Origin of the sequence: Nocardioides astragali (genome assembly GCF_024436375.1) — a bacterium.
In the GTDB taxonomy this organism is placed as follows: domain Bacteria; phylum Actinomycetota; class Actinomycetes; order Propionibacteriales; family Nocardioidaceae; genus Nocardioides; species Nocardioides astragali.
Genome location: NZ_JAFMZM010000005.1, coordinates 436,270 through 454,171, shown reverse-complemented (window position 1 = coordinate 454,171; position 17,902 = coordinate 436,270). Strand labels below are relative to the sequence as shown.

18 protein-coding genes and 2 pseudogenes are annotated in these 17,902 nt (G+C 67.9%); 11 read left to right on the top strand and 9 right to left on the bottom strand.

What is annotated here, in order from left to right:
* Nucleotides 1-231 precede the first annotated feature (231 nt).
* Both J3P44_RS19160 and J3P44_RS19155 read right to left on the bottom strand, forming a co-directional pair.
* Complete coding sequence (locus tag J3P44_RS19160) at nt 232-459, bottom strand: tautomerase family protein (RefSeq protein ID WP_255892065.1); 228 nt, start codon at nt 457-459, stop codon at nt 232-234.
* A 1-nt stretch (nt 460) separates the two neighbouring features.
* Entirely contained in the window at nt 461-1,192 is a 732-nt protein-coding gene (locus J3P44_RS19155) for an SDR family NAD(P)-dependent oxidoreductase (protein ID WP_255892064.1), read from the bottom strand.
* Between the two features lie 109 nt (nt 1,193-1,301).
* Between J3P44_RS19155 and J3P44_RS19150 the strand changes: the two genes are divergently transcribed.
* A complete protein-coding gene (locus J3P44_RS19150) occupies nt 1,302-2,270 on the top strand; it encodes a LysR family transcriptional regulator (RefSeq protein WP_255892063.1) in 969 nt (322 codons plus the stop codon).
* Nucleotides 2,271-2,477: 207 nt separating this feature from the next.
* Nucleotides 2,478-3,362, top strand: a complete 885-nt coding sequence (locus J3P44_RS19145; protein WP_255892062.1) for a serine/threonine protein kinase — start codon at nt 2,478-2,480, stop codon at nt 3,360-3,362.
* Nucleotides 3,363-3,459: 97 nt separating this feature from the next.
* On the opposite strand, the pseudogene J3P44_RS19140 reads toward J3P44_RS19145, so the two are convergent.
* A pseudogene (locus tag J3P44_RS19140) lies at nt 3,460-4,766 on the bottom strand (ISL3 family transposase).
* 162 nt (nt 4,767-4,928) lie between these two features.
* Here J3P44_RS19140 and J3P44_RS19135 point away from each other — a divergent pair.
* Entirely contained in the window at nt 4,929-5,435 is a 507-nt protein-coding gene (locus J3P44_RS19135; protein ID WP_015882578.1) for a DinB family protein, read from the top strand.
* Nucleotides 5,436-5,484: 49 nt separating this feature from the next.
* On the opposite strand, the pseudogene J3P44_RS19130 reads toward J3P44_RS19135, so the two are convergent.
* A pseudogene (locus J3P44_RS19130) lies at nt 5,485-5,686 on the bottom strand (ISL3 family transposase); the annotation flags it as partial.
* 322 nt (nt 5,687-6,008) lie between these two features.
* On the opposite strand from J3P44_RS19130, the gene J3P44_RS19125 reads away from it, so the two are divergent.
* The 5 genes from J3P44_RS19125 (at nt 6,009) to J3P44_RS19105 (ending at nt 11,529) form a co-directional block, all read left to right on the top strand.
* Nucleotides 6,009-7,859: a glycoside hydrolase family 15 protein gene (locus J3P44_RS19125; RefSeq protein ID WP_255892061.1), complete on the top strand. Its 1,851-nt coding sequence runs from the start codon at nt 6,009-6,011 to the stop codon at nt 7,857-7,859.
* A 395-nt stretch (nt 7,860-8,254) separates the two neighbouring features.
* Complete coding sequence (locus tag J3P44_RS19120; protein ID WP_255892059.1) at nt 8,255-9,685, top strand: dihydrolipoyl dehydrogenase family protein; 1,431 nt, start codon at nt 8,255-8,257, stop codon at nt 9,683-9,685.
* On the top strand, nt 9,685-10,761 hold the full coding sequence (locus J3P44_RS19115; RefSeq protein WP_255892057.1) for an MBL fold metallo-hydrolase: 1,077 nt from the start codon (nt 9,685-9,687) through the stop codon (nt 10,759-10,761). The genes J3P44_RS19120 and J3P44_RS19115 overlap by 1 nt, the downstream gene beginning before the upstream one ends.
* A gap of 5 nt (nt 10,762-10,766) precedes the next feature.
* Complete coding sequence (locus tag J3P44_RS19110) at nt 10,767-11,081, top strand: hypothetical protein (RefSeq protein WP_255892056.1); 315 nt, start codon at nt 10,767-10,769, stop codon at nt 11,079-11,081.
* Nucleotides 11,082-11,241: 160 nt separating this feature from the next.
* Nucleotides 11,242-11,529, top strand: a complete 288-nt coding sequence (locus J3P44_RS19105) for a hypothetical protein (protein ID WP_255892055.1) — start codon at nt 11,242-11,244, stop codon at nt 11,527-11,529.
* Between the two features lie 744 nt (nt 11,530-12,273).
* On the opposite strand, the gene J3P44_RS19100 is transcribed toward J3P44_RS19105, so the two are convergent.
* Nucleotides 12,274-13,407, bottom strand: coding sequence for a M48 family metalloprotease (locus J3P44_RS19100; RefSeq protein ID WP_255892054.1), 1,134 nt, complete (start codon nt 13,405-13,407; stop codon nt 12,274-12,276).
* 219 nt (nt 13,408-13,626) lie between these two features.
* Here J3P44_RS19100 and J3P44_RS19095 point away from each other — a divergent pair, with 219 nt between their 5' ends.
* Nucleotides 13,627-13,992 (top strand): hypothetical protein, encoded by a 366-nt coding sequence (locus J3P44_RS19095; protein ID WP_255892053.1) that lies wholly within the window; start codon nt 13,627-13,629, stop codon nt 13,990-13,992.
* Nucleotide 13,993: 1 nt separating this feature from the next.
* The gene (locus tag J3P44_RS19090) at nt 13,994-15,553 is read left to right on the top strand and encodes a hypothetical protein (RefSeq protein WP_255892052.1); all 1,560 of its coding nucleotides are present in this window, start codon (nt 13,994-13,996) and stop codon (nt 15,551-15,553) included.
* 125 nt (nt 15,554-15,678) lie between these two features.
* Here the strand turns inward: J3P44_RS19090 and J3P44_RS19085 are convergent, their stop codons facing one another.
* From J3P44_RS19085 to J3P44_RS19070, 4 genes are all read right to left on the bottom strand, one after another.
* Nucleotides 15,679-16,044, bottom strand: coding sequence for a DUF8462 domain-containing protein (locus J3P44_RS19085; RefSeq protein ID WP_255892051.1), 366 nt, complete (start codon nt 16,042-16,044; stop codon nt 15,679-15,681).
* Nucleotides 16,041-16,487 carry a hypothetical protein gene (locus J3P44_RS19080; protein WP_255892050.1) on the bottom strand — a complete coding sequence of 149 codons (447 nt, stop codon included), beginning with the start codon at nt 16,485-16,487 and terminating at the stop codon, nt 16,041-16,043. Before J3P44_RS19080 ends, J3P44_RS19085 begins: the two co-directional genes overlap by 4 nt.
* The gene (locus tag J3P44_RS19075) at nt 16,484-16,804 is read right to left on the bottom strand and encodes an ATP-binding protein (protein ID WP_255892049.1); all 321 of its coding nucleotides are present in this window, start codon (nt 16,802-16,804) and stop codon (nt 16,484-16,486) included. Before J3P44_RS19075 ends, J3P44_RS19080 begins: the two co-directional genes overlap by 4 nt.
* 64 nt (nt 16,805-16,868) lie before the next feature.
* The gene (locus tag J3P44_RS19070) at nt 16,869-17,210 is read right to left on the bottom strand and encodes a hypothetical protein (RefSeq protein WP_255892048.1); all 342 of its coding nucleotides are present in this window, start codon (nt 17,208-17,210) and stop codon (nt 16,869-16,871) included.
* Nucleotides 17,211-17,442: 232 nt separating this feature from the next.
* Between J3P44_RS19070 and J3P44_RS19065 the strand changes: the two genes are divergently transcribed.
* Nucleotides 17,443-17,865, top strand: a complete 423-nt coding sequence (locus J3P44_RS19065) for a hypothetical protein (protein ID WP_255892047.1) — start codon at nt 17,443-17,445, stop codon at nt 17,863-17,865.
* Nucleotides 17,866-17,902: the final 37 nt, after the last annotated feature.

Below are 17,902 nucleotides of genomic sequence, written 5' to 3'. Positions count from 1 at the left end.
CGGACCTGAGAACGGACCACAGTGCACACCTTGATTGTGGAAACGGCGTAGATCCCCGAGGGCGGGCAACAGGCAGGTGGCGCTGGGCGCTCGGCGACGAGGTCGCCCCGGGCCGCATGCCTCCCAGTGGGCTGCGAAGGCCGTGTGGGGATAACGGTGTCGTTGACGGTGCCCTGCGCCCTGCGCCCTGTCGGCGCGGGGCAACCGCGATCCGCCTGCTAAGCAGGCGTCCTACGAGCGCCGAGATCCGGCTGGACGAGGCCTGTTGGCACGCCACACGTCGACTGGCAGCCCTCCGATGCCCCAATCCTCAAGATCCACCTCGTCAATCACCACGAACGTGGTGTCTGGGTCCTTGCCGAGAACGTCGGCCAGGACCTGCGTGACTCCGGCGATGACCTGTTCCTTCTGCTCAGGCGTGTTGCCCTCGCGCGTGATCTGCACGTTCACGATGGGCATGTCAACGCCTACCCGTCACGAAGCCGCCGTCGACATTGAGAACATGGCCCGTGACGAACTCCGCCTCGGCGAGCCAGGCCACTGCGCTCGCGACCTCCTCGCTCTCACCGACGCGGTTGAGCAGAGCAAGGCCCGCCAGCCCGTCGACCCCGTCCGCGGGGTGGAGAGGCGTGCGCACCACCCCAGGAGCGACCATGTTGACGCGGATGCGGTCGTCGGCGAGCTCCGCTGCAAGAGCCAACGTCAGCGCCTGCACGCCACCCTTGGTGACCAAGGGGGCGGCGGCTTGGAAGCCGGTGACCGCATGCTGGGTCAGAACGGTGCCGATGCTCACAATGCTGCCGCCGGTGCCCTGGTCGAGCAGGCGGCGCACAACCTCTTGCGTGACCTGCCATGTGCCGCGCAGGTTCACAGCGATGAAGCGCTCCAGTTCCTCGGCACTGACATCGACGAACGCGCTGGCGCCGAAGATCCCGGCATTGTTGACGAGGACGTCCACGCTTCCGAAGGTCGTCACCGCACCGGCGACCAGACGCTTCGCGGTGACCGGGTCAGCAATGTCCCCAGCGACAGCCAGAGTCCGATCGGGGGCGCCGAGCTCCGAGACCGCGGCTGCCAACTTGCCGGTATCGCGTCCGCCGAGGACGACGTTGGCACCGTCCTTGAGCAGCCGCCGGGCAACCTCGAGTCCGATGCCACTGGAGGCACCGGTGACGATGGCGGTGTTGGACATGTGTTTCTCCTTCTGTCGGTGATGTCTTGTGCTCGTACAAACGGCCCTGACCCTTCCCTCGATTCCATAGCCGCAAGAACGAATTGACGCACTTCGATAAGGTGAAGTTATGTATGTGGAACTCCGGGACCTGGAGCTGCTCGACACGCTTGCCGAGGTAGGAACCCTCACCGCCGCTGCCGACCGTCTCTACGTGAGCCAACCAGCGTTGAGTCAGCGGCTCGCGCGACTAGAGGACCGGCTAGGCGGCCCGCTGTTCCAACGTGAAGGCCGCAAGCTTCTAGTGACCCCGGCCGGGGTGAGGATGCTGTCTTCCGCCAGGACCGTTCTCGCCGAGCTCAGATCGGCCGAGCGCGACATCCGCGAGATCCGCGCCGGACGCGACCAGCGGGTCCGATTCACGGCGCAGTGCAGCACGACCTACCAATGGCTGCCGCCGGTGATCTCCGCTCTCCAGAGAGAACACCCAGGCACGGAGGTGCGCATCGAACAGGTGGCAGGCGACGAGCCTTTGGCAGCACTGCTCGATGATCGCGTGGACGTGGCGCTTGTCACGAAGCCTGATCGACTCATGGAGCGACTGCACGTCGTCCCGCTGTTTCGCGACCAAATGGTCGCCGTTGTCGCTCTCAACCATCCCTGGACCAGACGCTCCCACGTGACAGCCCGTGACTTCACCGACGTCCACTTGGTCTTGTACGACATCTACGACCAAAGCCGATCCCCAGCACAGCCCCTCCCGCTGCCGGCTAGCTCTCGGCCGGGCCGAGTGAGCACCGTACCCCTGGTAACAGACCTCGTCATCGAGATGGTGGCCGCCGGCGAAGGCATCTCGGTGCTTCCGCAATGGGTGGCCGCTCCCTACACGGAAGGGCCGAATGCGCGGGTCGCCGCCGTTCGGATCGGGGCCCACGGCAATTGGCGTACGTGGCACCTAGCCACCCGCGTCGGTGATCACGCACCCGCTGTCGTTGACTTCGTTGAGCTCGTGGCGGCCCGTTTCAGAGCAGGGACGTCCGGGGTACAAGACGCGCCATCGATGTTGCCGGCGCTGGTAGGCCTGGGCTCAAGCAGCTAGGGACAGGAGGCGTCAAGGAGCACGCGAACTGTTCGTCGGGGCTGGTGACCCACTCGCGCTGCTCGCCGCGCCGACTCCCGCGGTCATGCCGTTCTGGGAATGAAGCCGCGAGCACGTCTGTTCGTCCGCGGGAGCAACAACGAGCCCGAGCACGCAGTCCCACTGCTGGCCCTGGCCATCGATTGGCGCAAGACAGAAGGAGGAACCGTGACCGCCGACCAACAGACTCTCGAGGACGTCGCGCGACTGATCGCTCCCGTCGGCGCGGAGGTGCGCCACCTGTGCGAGGCCGGCGTCGGCACGTTCAGCATCGAAACGCCTGAAGGCAGCGACAACGTCGTCTATGCACTGAAGGTGAACGACGAGCCGCAGCATGACGCGGGACGCAGTGCATCAGAGTTCGCCGCGCTTCTTCGGATCAACGATCCCAATGTCGTCAAGTACCGCGACACCGGGACGCAGCGGCACGGCAGTGGTGACTATCGGTGGCTTGCCATGGATTTCGTCGACGGTTCATCGCTAGCCCAGTTGCTGGCCGAGGGAACTGTTTTCGACTCGCCGACAGCTATTCGCTTGTTGCGGGAAGCCACCTCCGGTGCGGCCGCGTTGTGGGATGCCGGAACAACACACCGCAACCTCGCCGCAGACAACGTGATGATCACGCCGTCGGGAGGCCTAGTCATCGTCGACCTCGGTCTAGCTGCATCGGACGGCACGCAGGGCACCGTCCCAGCTCAGCCAGCGCATGGCAGCGCGACTCAGCTAGGCGACTGGCAAGCGGACCAGTTCGCCCTAGGTCTTCTCGGCTATCAACTCGCGACCGGTGCCGAGCCATTCGTCCATCATGACGGGCACCAGGCACCGCAGACCGACGTGAAACCGATCGTTCGCCTGGCGCACGACGTCAATCGAACTGTGCCACGAGAGCTCTCTCACGTTCTGGCGACGATGCTCGCTTCGCAACCCCAGGACAGGTATCCCGAGCCGAGCGCCTTGCAAGCAGATCTCGCGAGAATCGCTGGTGCAGTCGGCTCCGCCGGAGCTCCCCTAGTCCCGATCCAGTCGCACGGACGGCCCTGTCGGCTGGCGTAGCGAGTCCAGCACCAGTCCGAGAGCGTCCAGAGACGGGCGCGGCAAGCACTCAGGCCACTGGTGGACGAGAAGGATCGTCGGTAGTCAAACCGGCTCTTCACAATCGAGGGTGTAGTTGGGGTCGGAAGCCGCCTGTCTCGAGTAGTGATCTGGCGATGTAGTTCGTCAGGTTGCGGAAGCCGAGGGCGGAGCCGCGGAGGTGTTCGAGGCGGCCGTTGATCGCTTCGGTGGGGCCGTTGGATGTGCCGGGCCGGTCGAAGTACGCGAGCACGTCGGCGGCGCGCTTGGTCAGGGTGCGGCCGAGCGTGATGATCTCGCTGAACGGGCTGGGGACGCCTCGGCTGATCGACTCGATCAACTGCCTCATCAGCTCGCGGCCCCGGGTTCGGTCGGGCTCACGGTAGGCGGCGATCATCCGCTGGTAGATGCCCCAGGTGGCTTCGACCTCGACGTGGGCGTCGGCCGCGAACAGCTCCGTCACCCGGTGCTGCTGGGTCTCGGTGAGCAGGTCGGCGCCGGTGTGCAGGGTGCGTCGCGCGGCATACAGTGGATCGCCGGTGCGGCCTCGGTGCCCGTGGGTGGCTTGCTGGACCCGGCGCCGGCACTGATCCAGGGCGTCGCCTACCAGACGGACGACGTGGAAGGGGTCCAGCACCGGCACAGCCTCGGGTAGCTCTTCGGTGGTGGCGGTCTTGAACCCGGTGAACCCGTCCATCGCGACGACCTCGATATTGTCGCGCCAGGACTTGTCCCGTTCGGCGAGCCAGGCCTTGAACGCCTGTTTGGAGCGGCCGGCGACCATGTCCAGAAGCCGCGCCGGCCCGGTGCCGTCGCGGATCGGCGTCAGGTCGATGATCACGGTCACGTACTTGTCGCCACGCCGGGTGTGCCGCCAGAGGTGCTCGTCCACGCCGATGACCTGCACGTCGTCGAAGCGGTGCGGATCGTCGATCAGGACCCGGCGGCCCTCGGCCAGGACCGCGTCGTTGGCGGTGTTCCACGAGACCCCCAGAGCGTCGGCGACGCGGGCGACACTCAGGTGTTGGCACACCAGGGCTTCCAGCGCCCACCACAGGCCACGTCGCGACAGCGTCGCCCGCGGCTCGGCGGCCCGCGACGTGTCCTGGCGCCACACGTGACCGCACCCGGTGCACCGGTATCGGCGGAGGCTGACCTCCAACACCGTGGGCCGCCACCCGAACGGCTCGTGCGCCAACCGCCGGACCACCGTGTCCCTGGCCGCGCCCTGGCATCCGCAGCGACGACACCATCTGTCGGGCTCGACAACCCGGCACCGGAGAATCGCCCGATCGGGCTCCACCGCTGCCCGAGCACTTCGAGCCCGAGATCATCAAGACGAGCGAACGTGGTCAGGTCAGGGCGGGCGAAGGTAGCGTCAGACACGTCGAGGTCTTCCAGATGGACGGCATAGTCACCTCCATCCTCGGGAGACCTCGACCCCTACCCGGCCACCGACGCGCCGACCGGACTACACCCTCAACTGCGACTGCGAAGAGCCCAAATAGCCCCCGGTGCGAGGGTCGGCCCGCGTGCTACGTTCCGGCCATGACTAGACCCAGTGAGATCCTCGGCAGCGTGGTCGCCGCCAGCGAGCGCGAGCAGCTCGAGACGTTCCTGGATTACCTGCGCGACGCCGTCGTGCGCAAGGCCCGCGGGGTGTCGGAGGAGGACGCCCGGCGCAGCCCGGTGCCGACCGGCACCAACCTCGGCGGCCTGATCAAACACCTGCGGTGGGTGGAACTGGGCGGGTTCGCCGAGCAGATCGGGCAGATCCCCGCCGCGGAGCTGCCCACGCCGCCGTGGACCGACGCAGACCCGGAGGCCGACCTGCGGCTGGAGCCGAACGAGAAGCTCGACGACGTCATCGGCGCCTACCAGGCGGAGTGCGACCGCTCCCGCGAGATCGCCGCCCAGCACAGCCTCGACTACGCACCGCGGGGCAGGGAGCTGACGTTGCGGTGGGTGTACCTGCACGTGATCCTGGAGACCGGCCGGCACGCGGGCCACGCGGACATCCTGCGCGAGATGATCGACGGCAGCGTCGGCGACTGACGGCTCGCGGCGCGTCGTCGGTCCGTGTTCCGGTCGTCGGAGGCGGCGTTACACCGGTATCGGCGGAGGCTGACCTCCAACACCGTGGGCCGCCACCCGAACGGCTCGTGCGCCAACCGCCGGACCACCGTGTCCCTGGCCGCGCCCTGGCATCCGCAGCGACGACACCATCTGTCGGGCTCGACAACCCGGCACAGGAGAATCGCCCGATCGGGCTCCAACCGCTGCCCGAGCACTTCGAGCCCGAGATCATAGCCACCTCCATCCTCGGGAGACCTCGACCCCTACCCGGCCACCGACGCGCCGACCGGACTACACCCTCAACTGCGAAGAGCCGTCAAACCGGCACCCGCTTTCAGGCCTCGCGACCCACCGGACTTCTCGTAGCGGGCGCCCTCCCGAGCTTTTCTTCGGCCGTCCTGGCAGTGCCAGTGCCGTTCGACCGCGAGACGTCGGCGGATGACCCAGAACTCCCTTTGACCCGGGGGTCCACCAGGGAGATTCCGGACGCGACCACGCCCTCCACCGACGACGCTTGAGCTTGGCCATGAACCCAGCGAGAGAGCACCTGCCATGCCACGTCACATCGAGGACTACGCCCTGATCGGCGACCTACGTACGGCGGCGTTGGTCGGGCTGGATGGCGCGATTGAATGGCTCAGCCTTCCCCGCTTCGACTCTCCCGCCGTCTACGCGTCGCTCCTCGGAGAGGCCCAGCACGGCCAGTGGCGCCTTGCCCCCGCGGGCCAAGGGATCTGCAGCCGACGCCGGTACCAGACCAACACGCTCCTGCTTGAGACGGAGTGGACCACGGCTGATGGTGTCGTAAGGATCACCGACTTCATGGTCCCCGGCTCCTCCACACCTATGGTGGTCCGGATCGTGGATGGGCTGGTCGGCACCGTAGAGATGCGAACCCACATCGCACCGCGGATGGGCTACGGCAAGGACGCTCCTACGCTGAGCAGCACTCTCGGCTGTCTGGTCGCTACGGCCGGCAGCGACGAACTGTGGCTCACGAGCGATGTTCCTCTGAATGCAACCAACGCTGCCTGGACGGGCACTTTCACCGTCTCCGCGGCGGACCGAGTCTCCTTCACACTCGTCTACAACACGTCAGGCGAGCCCAGCCAGACGAATCCCGACGCTGAAGCCGCGATGATCAACACGGCGACCTTCTGGACCGAGTGGGTCGGCCGTTCGACCTATGCCGGTCGCTGGGAGACAGAGGTCAATGCGTCCCTCATCCTTCTCAAGGCCCTCACCTACTCGCCCACCGGCAGCATCCTCGCGGCCGCCACCACGTCACTGCCCGAGCTGGTCGGGGGGACCCGCAACTGGGACTACCGCTACTCCTGGCTGCGCGACGCCACCTTCACCCTCAAGGCGTTCCTTTCCACCGGCCACCTCGAGGAAGCCGAAGCATGGCGCGACTGGTTGGTGCACACCGTAATGGACGACCCATCTGCCATGCAGATCATGTATTCAGTCGACGGCGCCGGACACCTCCCCGAGCAGACCCTGGACTGGCTACCCGGACATGCCGACTCCACACCAGTTCGTGTCGGGAACGCCGCCGCTACTCAGCAGCAGAATGACGTCTGGGGTGAGGTTCTCGACATCCTGTCGACAGCCCGAGACGCCGGCGTACCGGATGCTCCGGAGCAAGCGAAGCTGGAAGCGGCCCTGCTCTCCCACATTGAGAGCCACTGGCGCGAAACCGACCACGGACTCTGGGAGGTCCGCGGACCCCGGCGACACTTCGCGCACTCCAAGCTCCTTGCCTGGGTCGGTGTCGACCGGGCCGTGAAACACCTCGAGCAGCAGCAGCCCGATCAGGAGAACCTGGGGCGGTTGAAGGCGCTGCGTCAGACCATCGCGCAAGAGATCTCCGACCGGGCATACCACCCGGGACGGCGTGCGTTCACTCAGTCCTACGGCTCCCGGCGCCTCGATGCCGCCGTGCTCCTGATGCCGCACTACGGCTTCCTCCCCTGGGACGACCCCCGGATGATGGCCACCGTTGACGCGATCCAAAGTGATCTGACACTTCACGGGCTCGTACTGCGATATGCCGTGACCGACGGGGGGCACAACGTTGACGGGCTCCCCGGCAGTGAAGGCGCCTTCCTGGCTGCGTCGTTCTGGCTGGCGGACGCTCTGCAGGGTCAAGGCCGTACCGAGGAGGCCACCGAGCTCTTCAAACGCCTGCTTTCATTGCGCAATGACGTAGGCCTGCTGAGCGAGGAGTACGACCCCTCGACGGCACGTCATCTCGGCAACACCCCCCAGGCATTCAGCCACGCCAGCTTGGTCATCACTGCGCTCAGCCTCAGCAAGGCGGGGGCCTCCGCGACGAGCTCCGCAACCTCCCGCGGCGGGATCCCCGAGCCGACGGTCGAATCACGTGCTGAAGTGGCCTAGTCTCCCCCACCCCAGGCACCGCACCTCGCCCGGTCCGGCTACCCCGCGACGGTCGACCGTGCGTACGCCGACCCGCGCGCCATGTACCTCACGGCACACACCTCTGGTCCAAGACGCCCCGCTACGACGGATATGAACACATTACGGTCCGGTCAGCACAGCGGACGCGTGCCACACGGCCAGCCCCGGCTATGCCATTCGATCACGGCCTCCCGGGGGCGGACCCGGGAGCTCCCGGGCGCGAACTCGCCCTCAGTTTTCGCAGACTGAGCCGGCAGCTCAAAGGCGTGGCCCCGTGGCCGTAGCGGTTTGCTGACGGCGCCCCGCTCCCGGAGCGTGACGCTCACAACGCTCGACCGCCGATGAACCCACTTTCGGCCCCAGGAGAGGACACCATGGCAAAGAAGGCATCGGCACGAGACCTGGGGCGCGACCACGTCAGCGGTCCCCACAGGGACTTCGACGCCATCGTGATTGGCGCTGGATCCCCCGGAGAACACTGCGCCGCAGCCATCGCCAGCGGAGGGCTTCGCGTGGCCATCGTCGAGCGAGAACTGATGGGCGGCGAGTGCTCATATTGGGCCTGCATACCCACCAAAACTCTTCTCCGCACCGGTGAGGCGCTCTCTGCGGCACGCCAGGTGCCAGGTGCCCGTGAAGCGGTCACTGGCTCCATCGACGCAGCCGCGGCCCTCGCCTATCGCGACTTCATGGTGTCGGACTACTCCGACGCGGGGCAGGAGTCATGGGCACTCAGCGCTGGACTAACAGTCCAGCGTGGAGAGGGACGGCTGACTGGACCGAACACTGTCTCGGTCGGCGGGACCACCTACACAGCCGACCACATCGTGATCGCCACCGGGTCTGCCGCCGCCATTCCCCCCGTCCCCGGGCTGGCTGCCCTGCCCGGCCTGATGACCAACCGTGAGGTCACCGCTCTCAAAGAAGTACCCGACCGGCTGCTCGTCCTGGGCGGGGGGCCAGTCGGTGTCGAGATGGCGCAGGCCTTCATTCGATTGGGGTCCTCCGTGGTACTCATCGAGAGAAGCCACCGAGTGTTGCCCGGCGAGCCAGGGCCCCTCGGCGAAGCGATCGGTCAAGCTCTGAGCGCCGACGGCGTGGAGCTCAAGCTCGGCCAGCCGGCCACCCATGCTCGGATGGCGGACGACGAGTACATCCTGGACTTCCCGGACGGCTCCCAGGTGACCGGTGACAGGCTCCTGGTCGCGGCCGGACGCCGCCCTCGCACCGCGGGCATCGGCCTCGAGTCGGTCGGCATCAAACCGAGCCCTCGCGGGATCCAAGTCGACGATCGACTGGCCGCTGGCCCCGGCTTGTGGGCCGTCGGCGACGTGACCGGGATCTGGCAGCTCACCCATGTCGGCAAGTACCAGGGCCGAGTCGTGGCCGACAACATCCTCGGCCACACCAGGTACGCCCACTACAAGGCCGTGCCACGCGTCATCTTCACCGACCCCCAAGCGGCAGCCGTCGGCGACGGCGAAGGAGCGTTCGAGGTCACGATCTCCTTGGCGGGAGTCGCCCGCACCGCGACTTACGCCCAGGACTATGCCGCCGGCGCGGGCTTCCTCACCCTCGTGTCGGACGGCGCCTGCCTGACCGGTGCCTACGCCGTCGGGCCCGAGGCCGGCGAGTGGCTGCAACAAGCGACCTTGGCCATCCATGCCCGCATCCCCATCGTGGTGCTGATCGACGTGATCCAGCCATTCCCCACGTTCTCCGAAGCATTCCTGCTGGCCATTCGGGACCTGGCCGCGCAGGTCCGCCAGGAACATGCCGCACCAGCGGCGTCGACCGTTGCCTGATGGCTGGGCCGCACCGCCCGACCCCCGATGCAATTACCAAGTCAACAAGAACACCAACAATTGGAGGACTCATGTCAACCACCACAACGCGAGAGCCGGGCACGACCGCCGAAGCCCGCTTCTCGCTTGATGCGGAGCACCACCGGTCTCGTCCCACCGCGCCGGTTCCCGAGAATGCGAAAGGCCCCGAGGTACCAGAGGAGGGATACGTACTCGACGAGATTGCTGACGGCATCTTCTGGATCGGCGACGGGAGCTACCAAACCATGTTCGTCGTCACCGACGAAGGCGTCATCGCCGTCGACGCTCCTCCGACCCTCGGACACAACATCCTGCGCGCCATCGACCGCGTGACGAACAAGCCGATCACACACGTCGTGTACAGCCACCACCACTCCGACCACTGCGGCGCGATGTCCATCTACCCCGAGCAGGCAGTCCGTTACGCCCAACGCGCCACCGCGCAGCGACTTGAGCTGCTGGCCGACCCGCACCGCCCACTGGCGACGAACGTGTTCGACGACGACGCAACCATCGACGCCGGAGACCACACCCTGCGCCTGTCCTACCCCGGTCCCAACCACAGCGAGGGCAACAGCTTCATCCACGCCCCCAACCAGAGAGTGCTGATGTTGGTCGATGTCATCTTTCCCGGCTGGGTGCCGTTCTCCAACCTCGCCCTGTCCGCCTTCGTGCCCGGGTACATCCAGGTTCACGAGCAGGCGCTGGCCTACGACTTCGACCACCTTGTCAGCGGCCACGTGACCCGAACCGGCACCCCGGAAGACGTTCGCGTGCAGCTCGAGTACATGACCGACCTCCGGACGACCGCTGAGGCAGCGCTGTCCAGCGTTGACCTTGCCAGCACGATGGCACCCGTCGACACCGACAACGCCTGGGCGGTCTTCCGTGCGTACCTCGACGCTGTCGCCGCGCAAACTGCCGACGAGATCGTCCCCCGTTGGAAGGACCGCCTCGGCGGAGCCGACGTCTTCACTCTTCCGAACGCTTGGGCAATGGCGGAGTCACTGCGCCTTGACCTCAACTCCCTCGGGCCTTTCGCCACGAAGCACTAGTCACCATGAAGGTCTTTCTCGTTGTGATCGTCGTAGGACTGCTGATAGTGGTCGTCGATCTGCTCGTCGGGATCGCGCACATCGTCACGGCGCCAGACGGCGGTAGTAGCGGCATCGTCGCGGCACATCGGGAGCTGCTCGCCCCGTTGATCGAGCCGCGACTCCCGGCCTCTGCCCACCGTGCGCTCGAGGCGCGCGCGATCGCGGCCGCCGGCATCACGTGCATGCAGGCCGCGACTGAGGAATGGGTGCGCCTACGAGGGCGTGCCGACATCGCCGAGCTGTACGACATTGCCGTACGAGCCGCTCGTCGTCCCTGAGAGCGGCAGGTCCGAGCTGCGCGGGATGGGGAACGTGGTCTTCTCTTGACAAAGGAACGAGATCGTTCCTCGCCATCCGGTTGCGTCCCGTTAGCGGACGTCACCCACAAGCAGGCACAGGGTCTTTCGCGCTGTCCGACGGTCCATGCACACTGGCTCGATGACCAGGCGCATCACACAGACCTTCCACGGCTGGGGGCAGCGCGACGTCGTAGTGACGCTCGCCGAGGACCAGGAGCACGCCGGTGAGCACAGCGGCCTCCTCCGCGCCTGGGCCGTCGACGATGAGACCGGCGACTGGTGGGCCATGTGCAACTACTACGTCGGCCCCGGCATGCAGATGCTCGGCTGGGTCCATCAGGACCACCTGCGCCCCGTGGTCGAACTCACCGACGGCGACGGTCTCGTGGCTGCGAACGTCGTTGCACTCCCTCAGCGCGACGCTTGACGCGCTTCCGCGTCTGAGGCTCAGTCGTTCCAGCATGACGACGGGGCTCGCCGTCATGGATCGCGAGTCGTCAGGCCCGCTACGGTAGCGCCCGCCGCTCCCCGCCGACCCGTGGTGCGCCCATCCCCCGTCGGCGTGCCTCCCCCTGTCGACGGGGAGCGGTCCGACTTGCGGCCGTCGCCAGACACGACAGCAAGTCGGGAGGCGAGCGCGCCCGTGCTCGAAGTTGTTGAATTCACGCGGGTTCACGCCAATGGCCCGACCAACTGCGCCTGGGGTGGGTCCTCGCTCAAGTCAAGGACATGCTTCGACGTCTCTGCCGTGCCGGTTGGCGTCGGATTCGCGCTCGCGGCCGGACGGCGATCGCCCCTTACACGGGGTGCGACGCGCTTTCAGCAGCGGGGTAGGTCGTTCCAGGTGAAGACGCGGTTTCTACTTGTGTCGGAGGCGCGTGAGGTGAGGGTGACGCGAGTTTGGTGGTTTGCCCAGGTCGGGTCGCTGCTGCTGGTCTTCGAGATGTTGCGGGTGACGCCGGGGTTGATCCACCCAGTCTTGGAGTAGGGGAGGTGCCACTCGCTCCAGTTTCCGCTGAAGTCGATGGCGCGCTGCTTGACGGTGGCCTTGACGACGTCGTTGTCGCGGGTGTTTCTGATGGCCCATCTGGTTTCGATGAACCCGGAGCTGGACTTGGCGCGGCAGGCCAGGATCTGTCCGCCGTCGTGCGACAGCAGTCGTTGTAGGCCGCTAGCCCGGCCCCCTTGGGCGCTGGCGGCCGCTGGCTTGAATGGCGCCAGAGCGGTAGTTGCAAGCACTGTGGCGAGTGCTGTGCACGTGAGGACGGGTGTGATGCGCAACGTGTTCTCCCCGAGATGGAGGGCCTAATCTGTCCGGTGCGTTCGACCCTGCCCCAGGAGCTCCCTGGGCAAACACCCTGTCGACCTGGGAGACGGCCGCGACTGCCTGCGCACCGCTCCACATGCGCCTTCGAAGAGGACCGGTAGAACGCGAAAATGCCCAGCGGTGCACGAGGTGCAGCTGCGGCCGTTGGGGCTGCACGGCGGTCTCCAGGCGCTGCATCCGCTCGAGGGTCATCGGGTGCCCGTATCGCCGCAGCAGACCTGCCAGCACGGGACCGAAGCCGAGCGAGACCACGAACTGGTCGGCCTCGGCCTCCGCGTGGAGCTCGATCCGCCGGCCGGCCGCCGGCACCAGATAGGTCAGCGCGATGACCGCGGCCCCGAGCAGACCGGCCCAGGCCCGGTCCTCGGCGACCGACTGCACCACGCAGATCACCCCCACGGCGCCGCGCAGCGTCCAGGCCAACCGCATGAACGGAAGCCAGGCGAAGGCCCGGCCGACGCCGCGGAACGTCGCGACCATCAGCCGCCACGGCGTCGTCGCCGCGAGCAGTGCGAGCTCCAGACGCGGCCGGATCGCTTGCCGCCGGCCGACCGCGTGAGCCAGCGCGGCGGCCGCCTCCGCGCCGGTCACACCGCCGCGGTACGTCGCCTCGACCAGCCCAGGGCTGACCACCACGGTGCGCCGGCCGATCGCCGTCGCCACCGGGGTGCTCGGTCGCTGGGTCCGGCGCACGAACAGCGCGCCGACGTCGAGACCGCGGCTGCCCAGCTCGGCCAACACCGGCGCCATCACCCGGAAATCGGCTTCCGTCGCCGGCCGCGACCTGGTCAACGCCGCGATCGCAGGCTCCTGCAGCTGCCCCAGCGCCAGCGCGACCAGCACGCCGCCAGCAGCCATGAACGCCACCAGGCCCAACGCCGGCGGGAGCAGAGCACACACCACCACGGTGAGGACGAAGCTCACCAGCAGTGCCGGCGCCAGCGTCACGGCTCTCAGCACGGTGATAGGGAACCTCATCTCGCGACCCTCCTCCATCTTGCAGCACTAGTGCGGATCTCTTGACTTTGATCGCGGTGATCGTCCGGCAACCGCCGAACGACATAGGCGAACGAGACCAGTTTGTGCCCAGGTGCCGACAGCACCCTGAGTTATCCACAGCCCGCCGCTCGGCGCAGCGGGCCGCAGCCGGGACGTGGGTTACTGGGCCAGACCGACCTCCGACTGAAAGGAACACCCGTGGACACCCTCCACGCTGACGGCACCTGGGACCGACTCGGCTCGATCGCGCAGCTGCTGCACCAGGCCGCTGCCCAGGTGTGGAGCGACGCCGACGAGGCCGCCCCCGACTCCCCGCTCCACGACCTCGGGCTGGGTGTCTACCTCGCGCACTCCCAGGCCAGCGCCCTGCTGCCCGACGACTACGAGCTGCCCGACGTCGAACCGCTCCCCGACCTCGAGGAGCGCACGCCCCTGCAGCTGCTCACCGCGGCCGAGGAGCTGACCCGCCCGCTACCGCTGCACCAGCCGGACCTCGTCCACGGCTCGCAGCTGGTCGTCGACCTGTGCGACCTCATCCGGGAAGCGGGCGGCCTTGGCTACTGAAATGGGTACTGACCTGCGCCTCGCGTACGCCGACATCGACGAGGAGCTCTTCGACGCCGACCAGATCCCGATGACCTCGCGCGACGTACGCAGCGTCGGCGAGATGCTCTTCGACGTCGACTATCTGGCTCGCCAGCTGCTCATGGACGTCGGAGGCGACGACGCCGGCACGCTGCTGCGGAGTTGGCCGACGATGGTCGCGGCCGCCAAGGATCTGTGGGCCTCGTTGCCCGGGCGTCGACCTGGCGTCGACGAGCGCGATCGGCCGATCACCAGCCTCTCCGCGCACGCCGCGACCATCGAGGCCAGCCTGACCGGCCGGACGGCCTGGCCAGGTCAGGGACCGACCGACCCCCGCGTCGACCAGATGACCCAGACACTGCTCGAGGCCGCAGCCCTGGTGCGCCGCTACGGCTCCCAGGTCCCCCACGAGCAGCCCGACGCCCACCGCGACCTCGAGGCGGCCCGGACCAGGATCATGCACGGGCTCTATCTGACCGCCCACGCCGTCAACGTGGCCCTGCACGACAACGGACGCGATCGCGTCAACGACGTCCGCGGGTCAGGTCGCCGCGTCCAGCTCGCCCAGCACCACTCCCCCTACGCAGTCGCGCCGACCGGGGTCTGGGTCGACCGCATGTCCGGGTGCGAGAACACCGCACGCGGCTACCTGACCGACCGGTTCGCCCAAGCCCTCGCCGGCGAGGCGATCCGGCCCGTTGACGATCCCGGCCGTCTCGCCCAGGCGCTGGCCACCTGGGACATCCAGTCCCACCGCGCCCTCGCCCACCACATCGAGCCGGCCAACGTCCTGCTCATCACCCGCACCCAGGGACTCATCGCCGGCGCGAGCATTGTGCTCGTCGATGCGGCCGCCACCGCCGGCATCCTCGTGCCCTCGGACCGCCTGGTGCCCGCAATCGCCGAAGCAGGCCGCGCCTGGGGCAACCTGGCCAGCCGCTGGGGCGACCTCGCTCCGTCAGGTGCCCGCCTCGAGGACCCACTGGCCCGCGCGGCCGCGGAGGTCCGCGCCGCGTACCGCCAGATCACCCACGCCACCACCACGCTGGCGACACCGCAGGTCATCGCCACCCGGCCAGGACTCCCCCAGGCCACCATGGCCACGCTCCGCGCGATCGAGGCTGGGTCCGAGCTCGCGCACGTCGTAGCCGAGAAGGCAGACGCACCCAACCTCGTCGGTCCAGCCCGCGCCCTATCCCGCCGAGCACACAACGACGTCGAGGCCGGGCTGGCCACCCCACCGACCGAGGGCGACGTCGTCTGGGTCTCTCCAGCCGACATTCTCGCCAAACGCCTGGTGCCGCTCCCCCAACCCGTTGCCGAGGCGCTGCGCTCCGCGGGCGACGCCACAACCGAGGCCTGCAGCACAGCATCCGCCATCGCCACGATCCACTCGCCGGGAGGCACCGTCGAAAGTGGGGCAGTCTCCGGATCCGCGGGATGGCAGGCGAGAGGGAAGGGGATCGTTCAGGCTCGGTCCCACACAAATGAGCCCAGGCCAGCGACGAGCAGCGCTCCACCGCGGCGGCACGCGCGCTGATCAGGAACTTCCTCGACAATCCATCCGCTGTGGTTCTCGGGCGGGCTTGGAAGTTGCCCTCATCTGCTGTTCCAGACGGCTTGGCGCGGATCAGGTGGCCGGTGGAAGCCGCAGGTCGTCGGGCCTCAGTGGCTGCTCGCCGCATGCTCGCGCAGGTAGTCGCGCAGGCCCGGGAGGGTGAAGTCGACCAGTCCGTGGCCGCGCGGCTCGATCACCTCCGCGGCGATCAGTCGCAGCCGGTACTGGCTGGCGTAGGTGGCGTCGACGCCGAGGCGGGAGGCGATGTCGCCCATGCGGCTCGGGCCGTCGTCGTGGGCCATGGCGGCGAGGAAGGAGCGGTCGACGGCGGAAAGGTCGGCCAGAGCGCTGGCGTGGACGAGCTGCCCGACCTTGCGGCGCGCCTGGTCGACGCCGCGGCGAGCTTGGTCGACGTCGATGGTCGCGGCGGTGCTGTCGGCCCGCCAGGCGTGCTGTCCGACGAGCTGGATCATGAAAGGGGTAGCCGCCGGTTCCGGCCACGGCGACCTGCAGGGCCAGGAGTGATGTCTCGGCCGGCATCACGGACGGGCACGGCGATCGCCGCGGCGACGTCCTCGGGCCGGACCGTGCGGAGGTGGCGCTGGTCGGCGCGGCGCAGGAACGTCGAAACCTCATCGGAGAGCAGGTCGTCGACAGCGGAGGGCAGGCCGGCCCCGACGAACGCGACGTTGCGGCACTCGCGGAAGGCATGCTGGATCGTGGTTCCGAGCTCGCGTAGATCGTTCAGGCCATTGCGGTGGACCTCGTCGACGGTGATGAGGACACCACCGCCGCCTCGCTCGGCCAAGAGGTCGGTCAGCAAGTTCAACTGGGACCGCAGCCCCGGGCGGGGAGTATGGCGCTCGGAGACCTCGCGGTCGGCGCCGAACCCGCCCGGGAGCGAGACGCCGGTCACGCGCGACTCGGTCTGGAGAGGATCGACTTCACTAGCAGGCGCGGCAGGTGCTCATGGGTGATCCGGTCGATGAGGTTCGGCGTCGCGGTCTCGGAGATCACCAGCCAGCCTTCCGCGCCGGCCACGTCCTCGTAGGCGTTGAGCATGACCGTCTTCCCTGTGCCGCGCAGCCCCGTGACCAACGTGGCGCGCTCAGGCGATCCGGGGCCTCCCCGAAGCCCCTCGCGGAAGTCGTCCAGGTCGGTATCGCGGCCGACCAGCAGAGGCGGACTGGTCCCGACGTCGAGGTGAAGGGGTTCACACCAGACACGTATCAACCTCTTTGAACGCTTTGAATATCGCCCGAGCTTTAGCGTCCTTTAAACCCTTTAGTCTTGCCCGTCAGCGCGGGATGCCCGTGCCGGGTGCGTTGGGATTGCCGCCCGCCAACGGCGACCGGGTCGAGAGCCGGCGACGCGCCGCGTCGTCGGGGCTCTCGGCCGACGGCTCAAGCTCATCGACGTCGAGGCTCGCGGGCTGCGCCGGCTGGGCGCTCTGGCTGAGGGAGTCGGCCAGGTCCTCGATGTCGGCTTCCAGCACCTGTTCGAGGAGATCGGCGATGCTCGTGGCAGAGCCGTCGCACTCGGCCACCAGTGCCTCGACCAGCTGATCGAGGGCGGCGTTGCCGCGGGCGGTGAAGGTGACAACTCCGGGGATCGGGTTCTCGGCTGGACAATGGCTCATGGGTCCACCTCGCTTTCCTGGTCACCTAGGTACGCACGAGGCCCCTGAGCGATCAACCATGACGACTGAATCGCGCCCAAGCCTCAACGCGATGTCGCCGAACGAACCCTTGACGCCCGCAGGCGACCAGTCTGCCGTCGTGATGCGCGGCGCGACGCGACGCTCGTGTTCGGGATCGGCGGGCTGGCTCTGGTCGCAGTCAGGATCCCGCTCCGGAGCTAGCCTTCTGACCATGTCCGAGTGGGTGACGCAGCGAGAGGCCGCCGGACTGCTCGGGGTACACGTCAGCTTGGTGCCGAAGATCGTGCGTCGGGGTGACCTCATGCCGAGGCGGGCGCGGCCGAGCTTGTCGCGAGACCAGGTACTGCAGCTGCGAGAGCAGCGGGCGCAGGCAGAACACGAGCGGGAGCGACGCCGGGCCAGCAGGTCTGAGCCGCGCTTCGGTCCACTGCCGCCGGACGACGACTACGAGTGGCTACCGGCGCCCGCCGCAGCGGCGGTCCTGGGGTGCTCGGTGGTGGCCCTGCGGGCGCGTGCCGTGCGTGGGCGGCTGCCGTCGACACTGGCGGGAGGACGGCGATGGTTCCGGCTCGACCACCTCGAGCTCGCGGTCCGTGCCGAGGTCGCGAAGCAGCGTCGCCAGATCTCGCCTTGAGACGCCCAGGACGAGCTCATGCCGCTTGGCCCCTGGG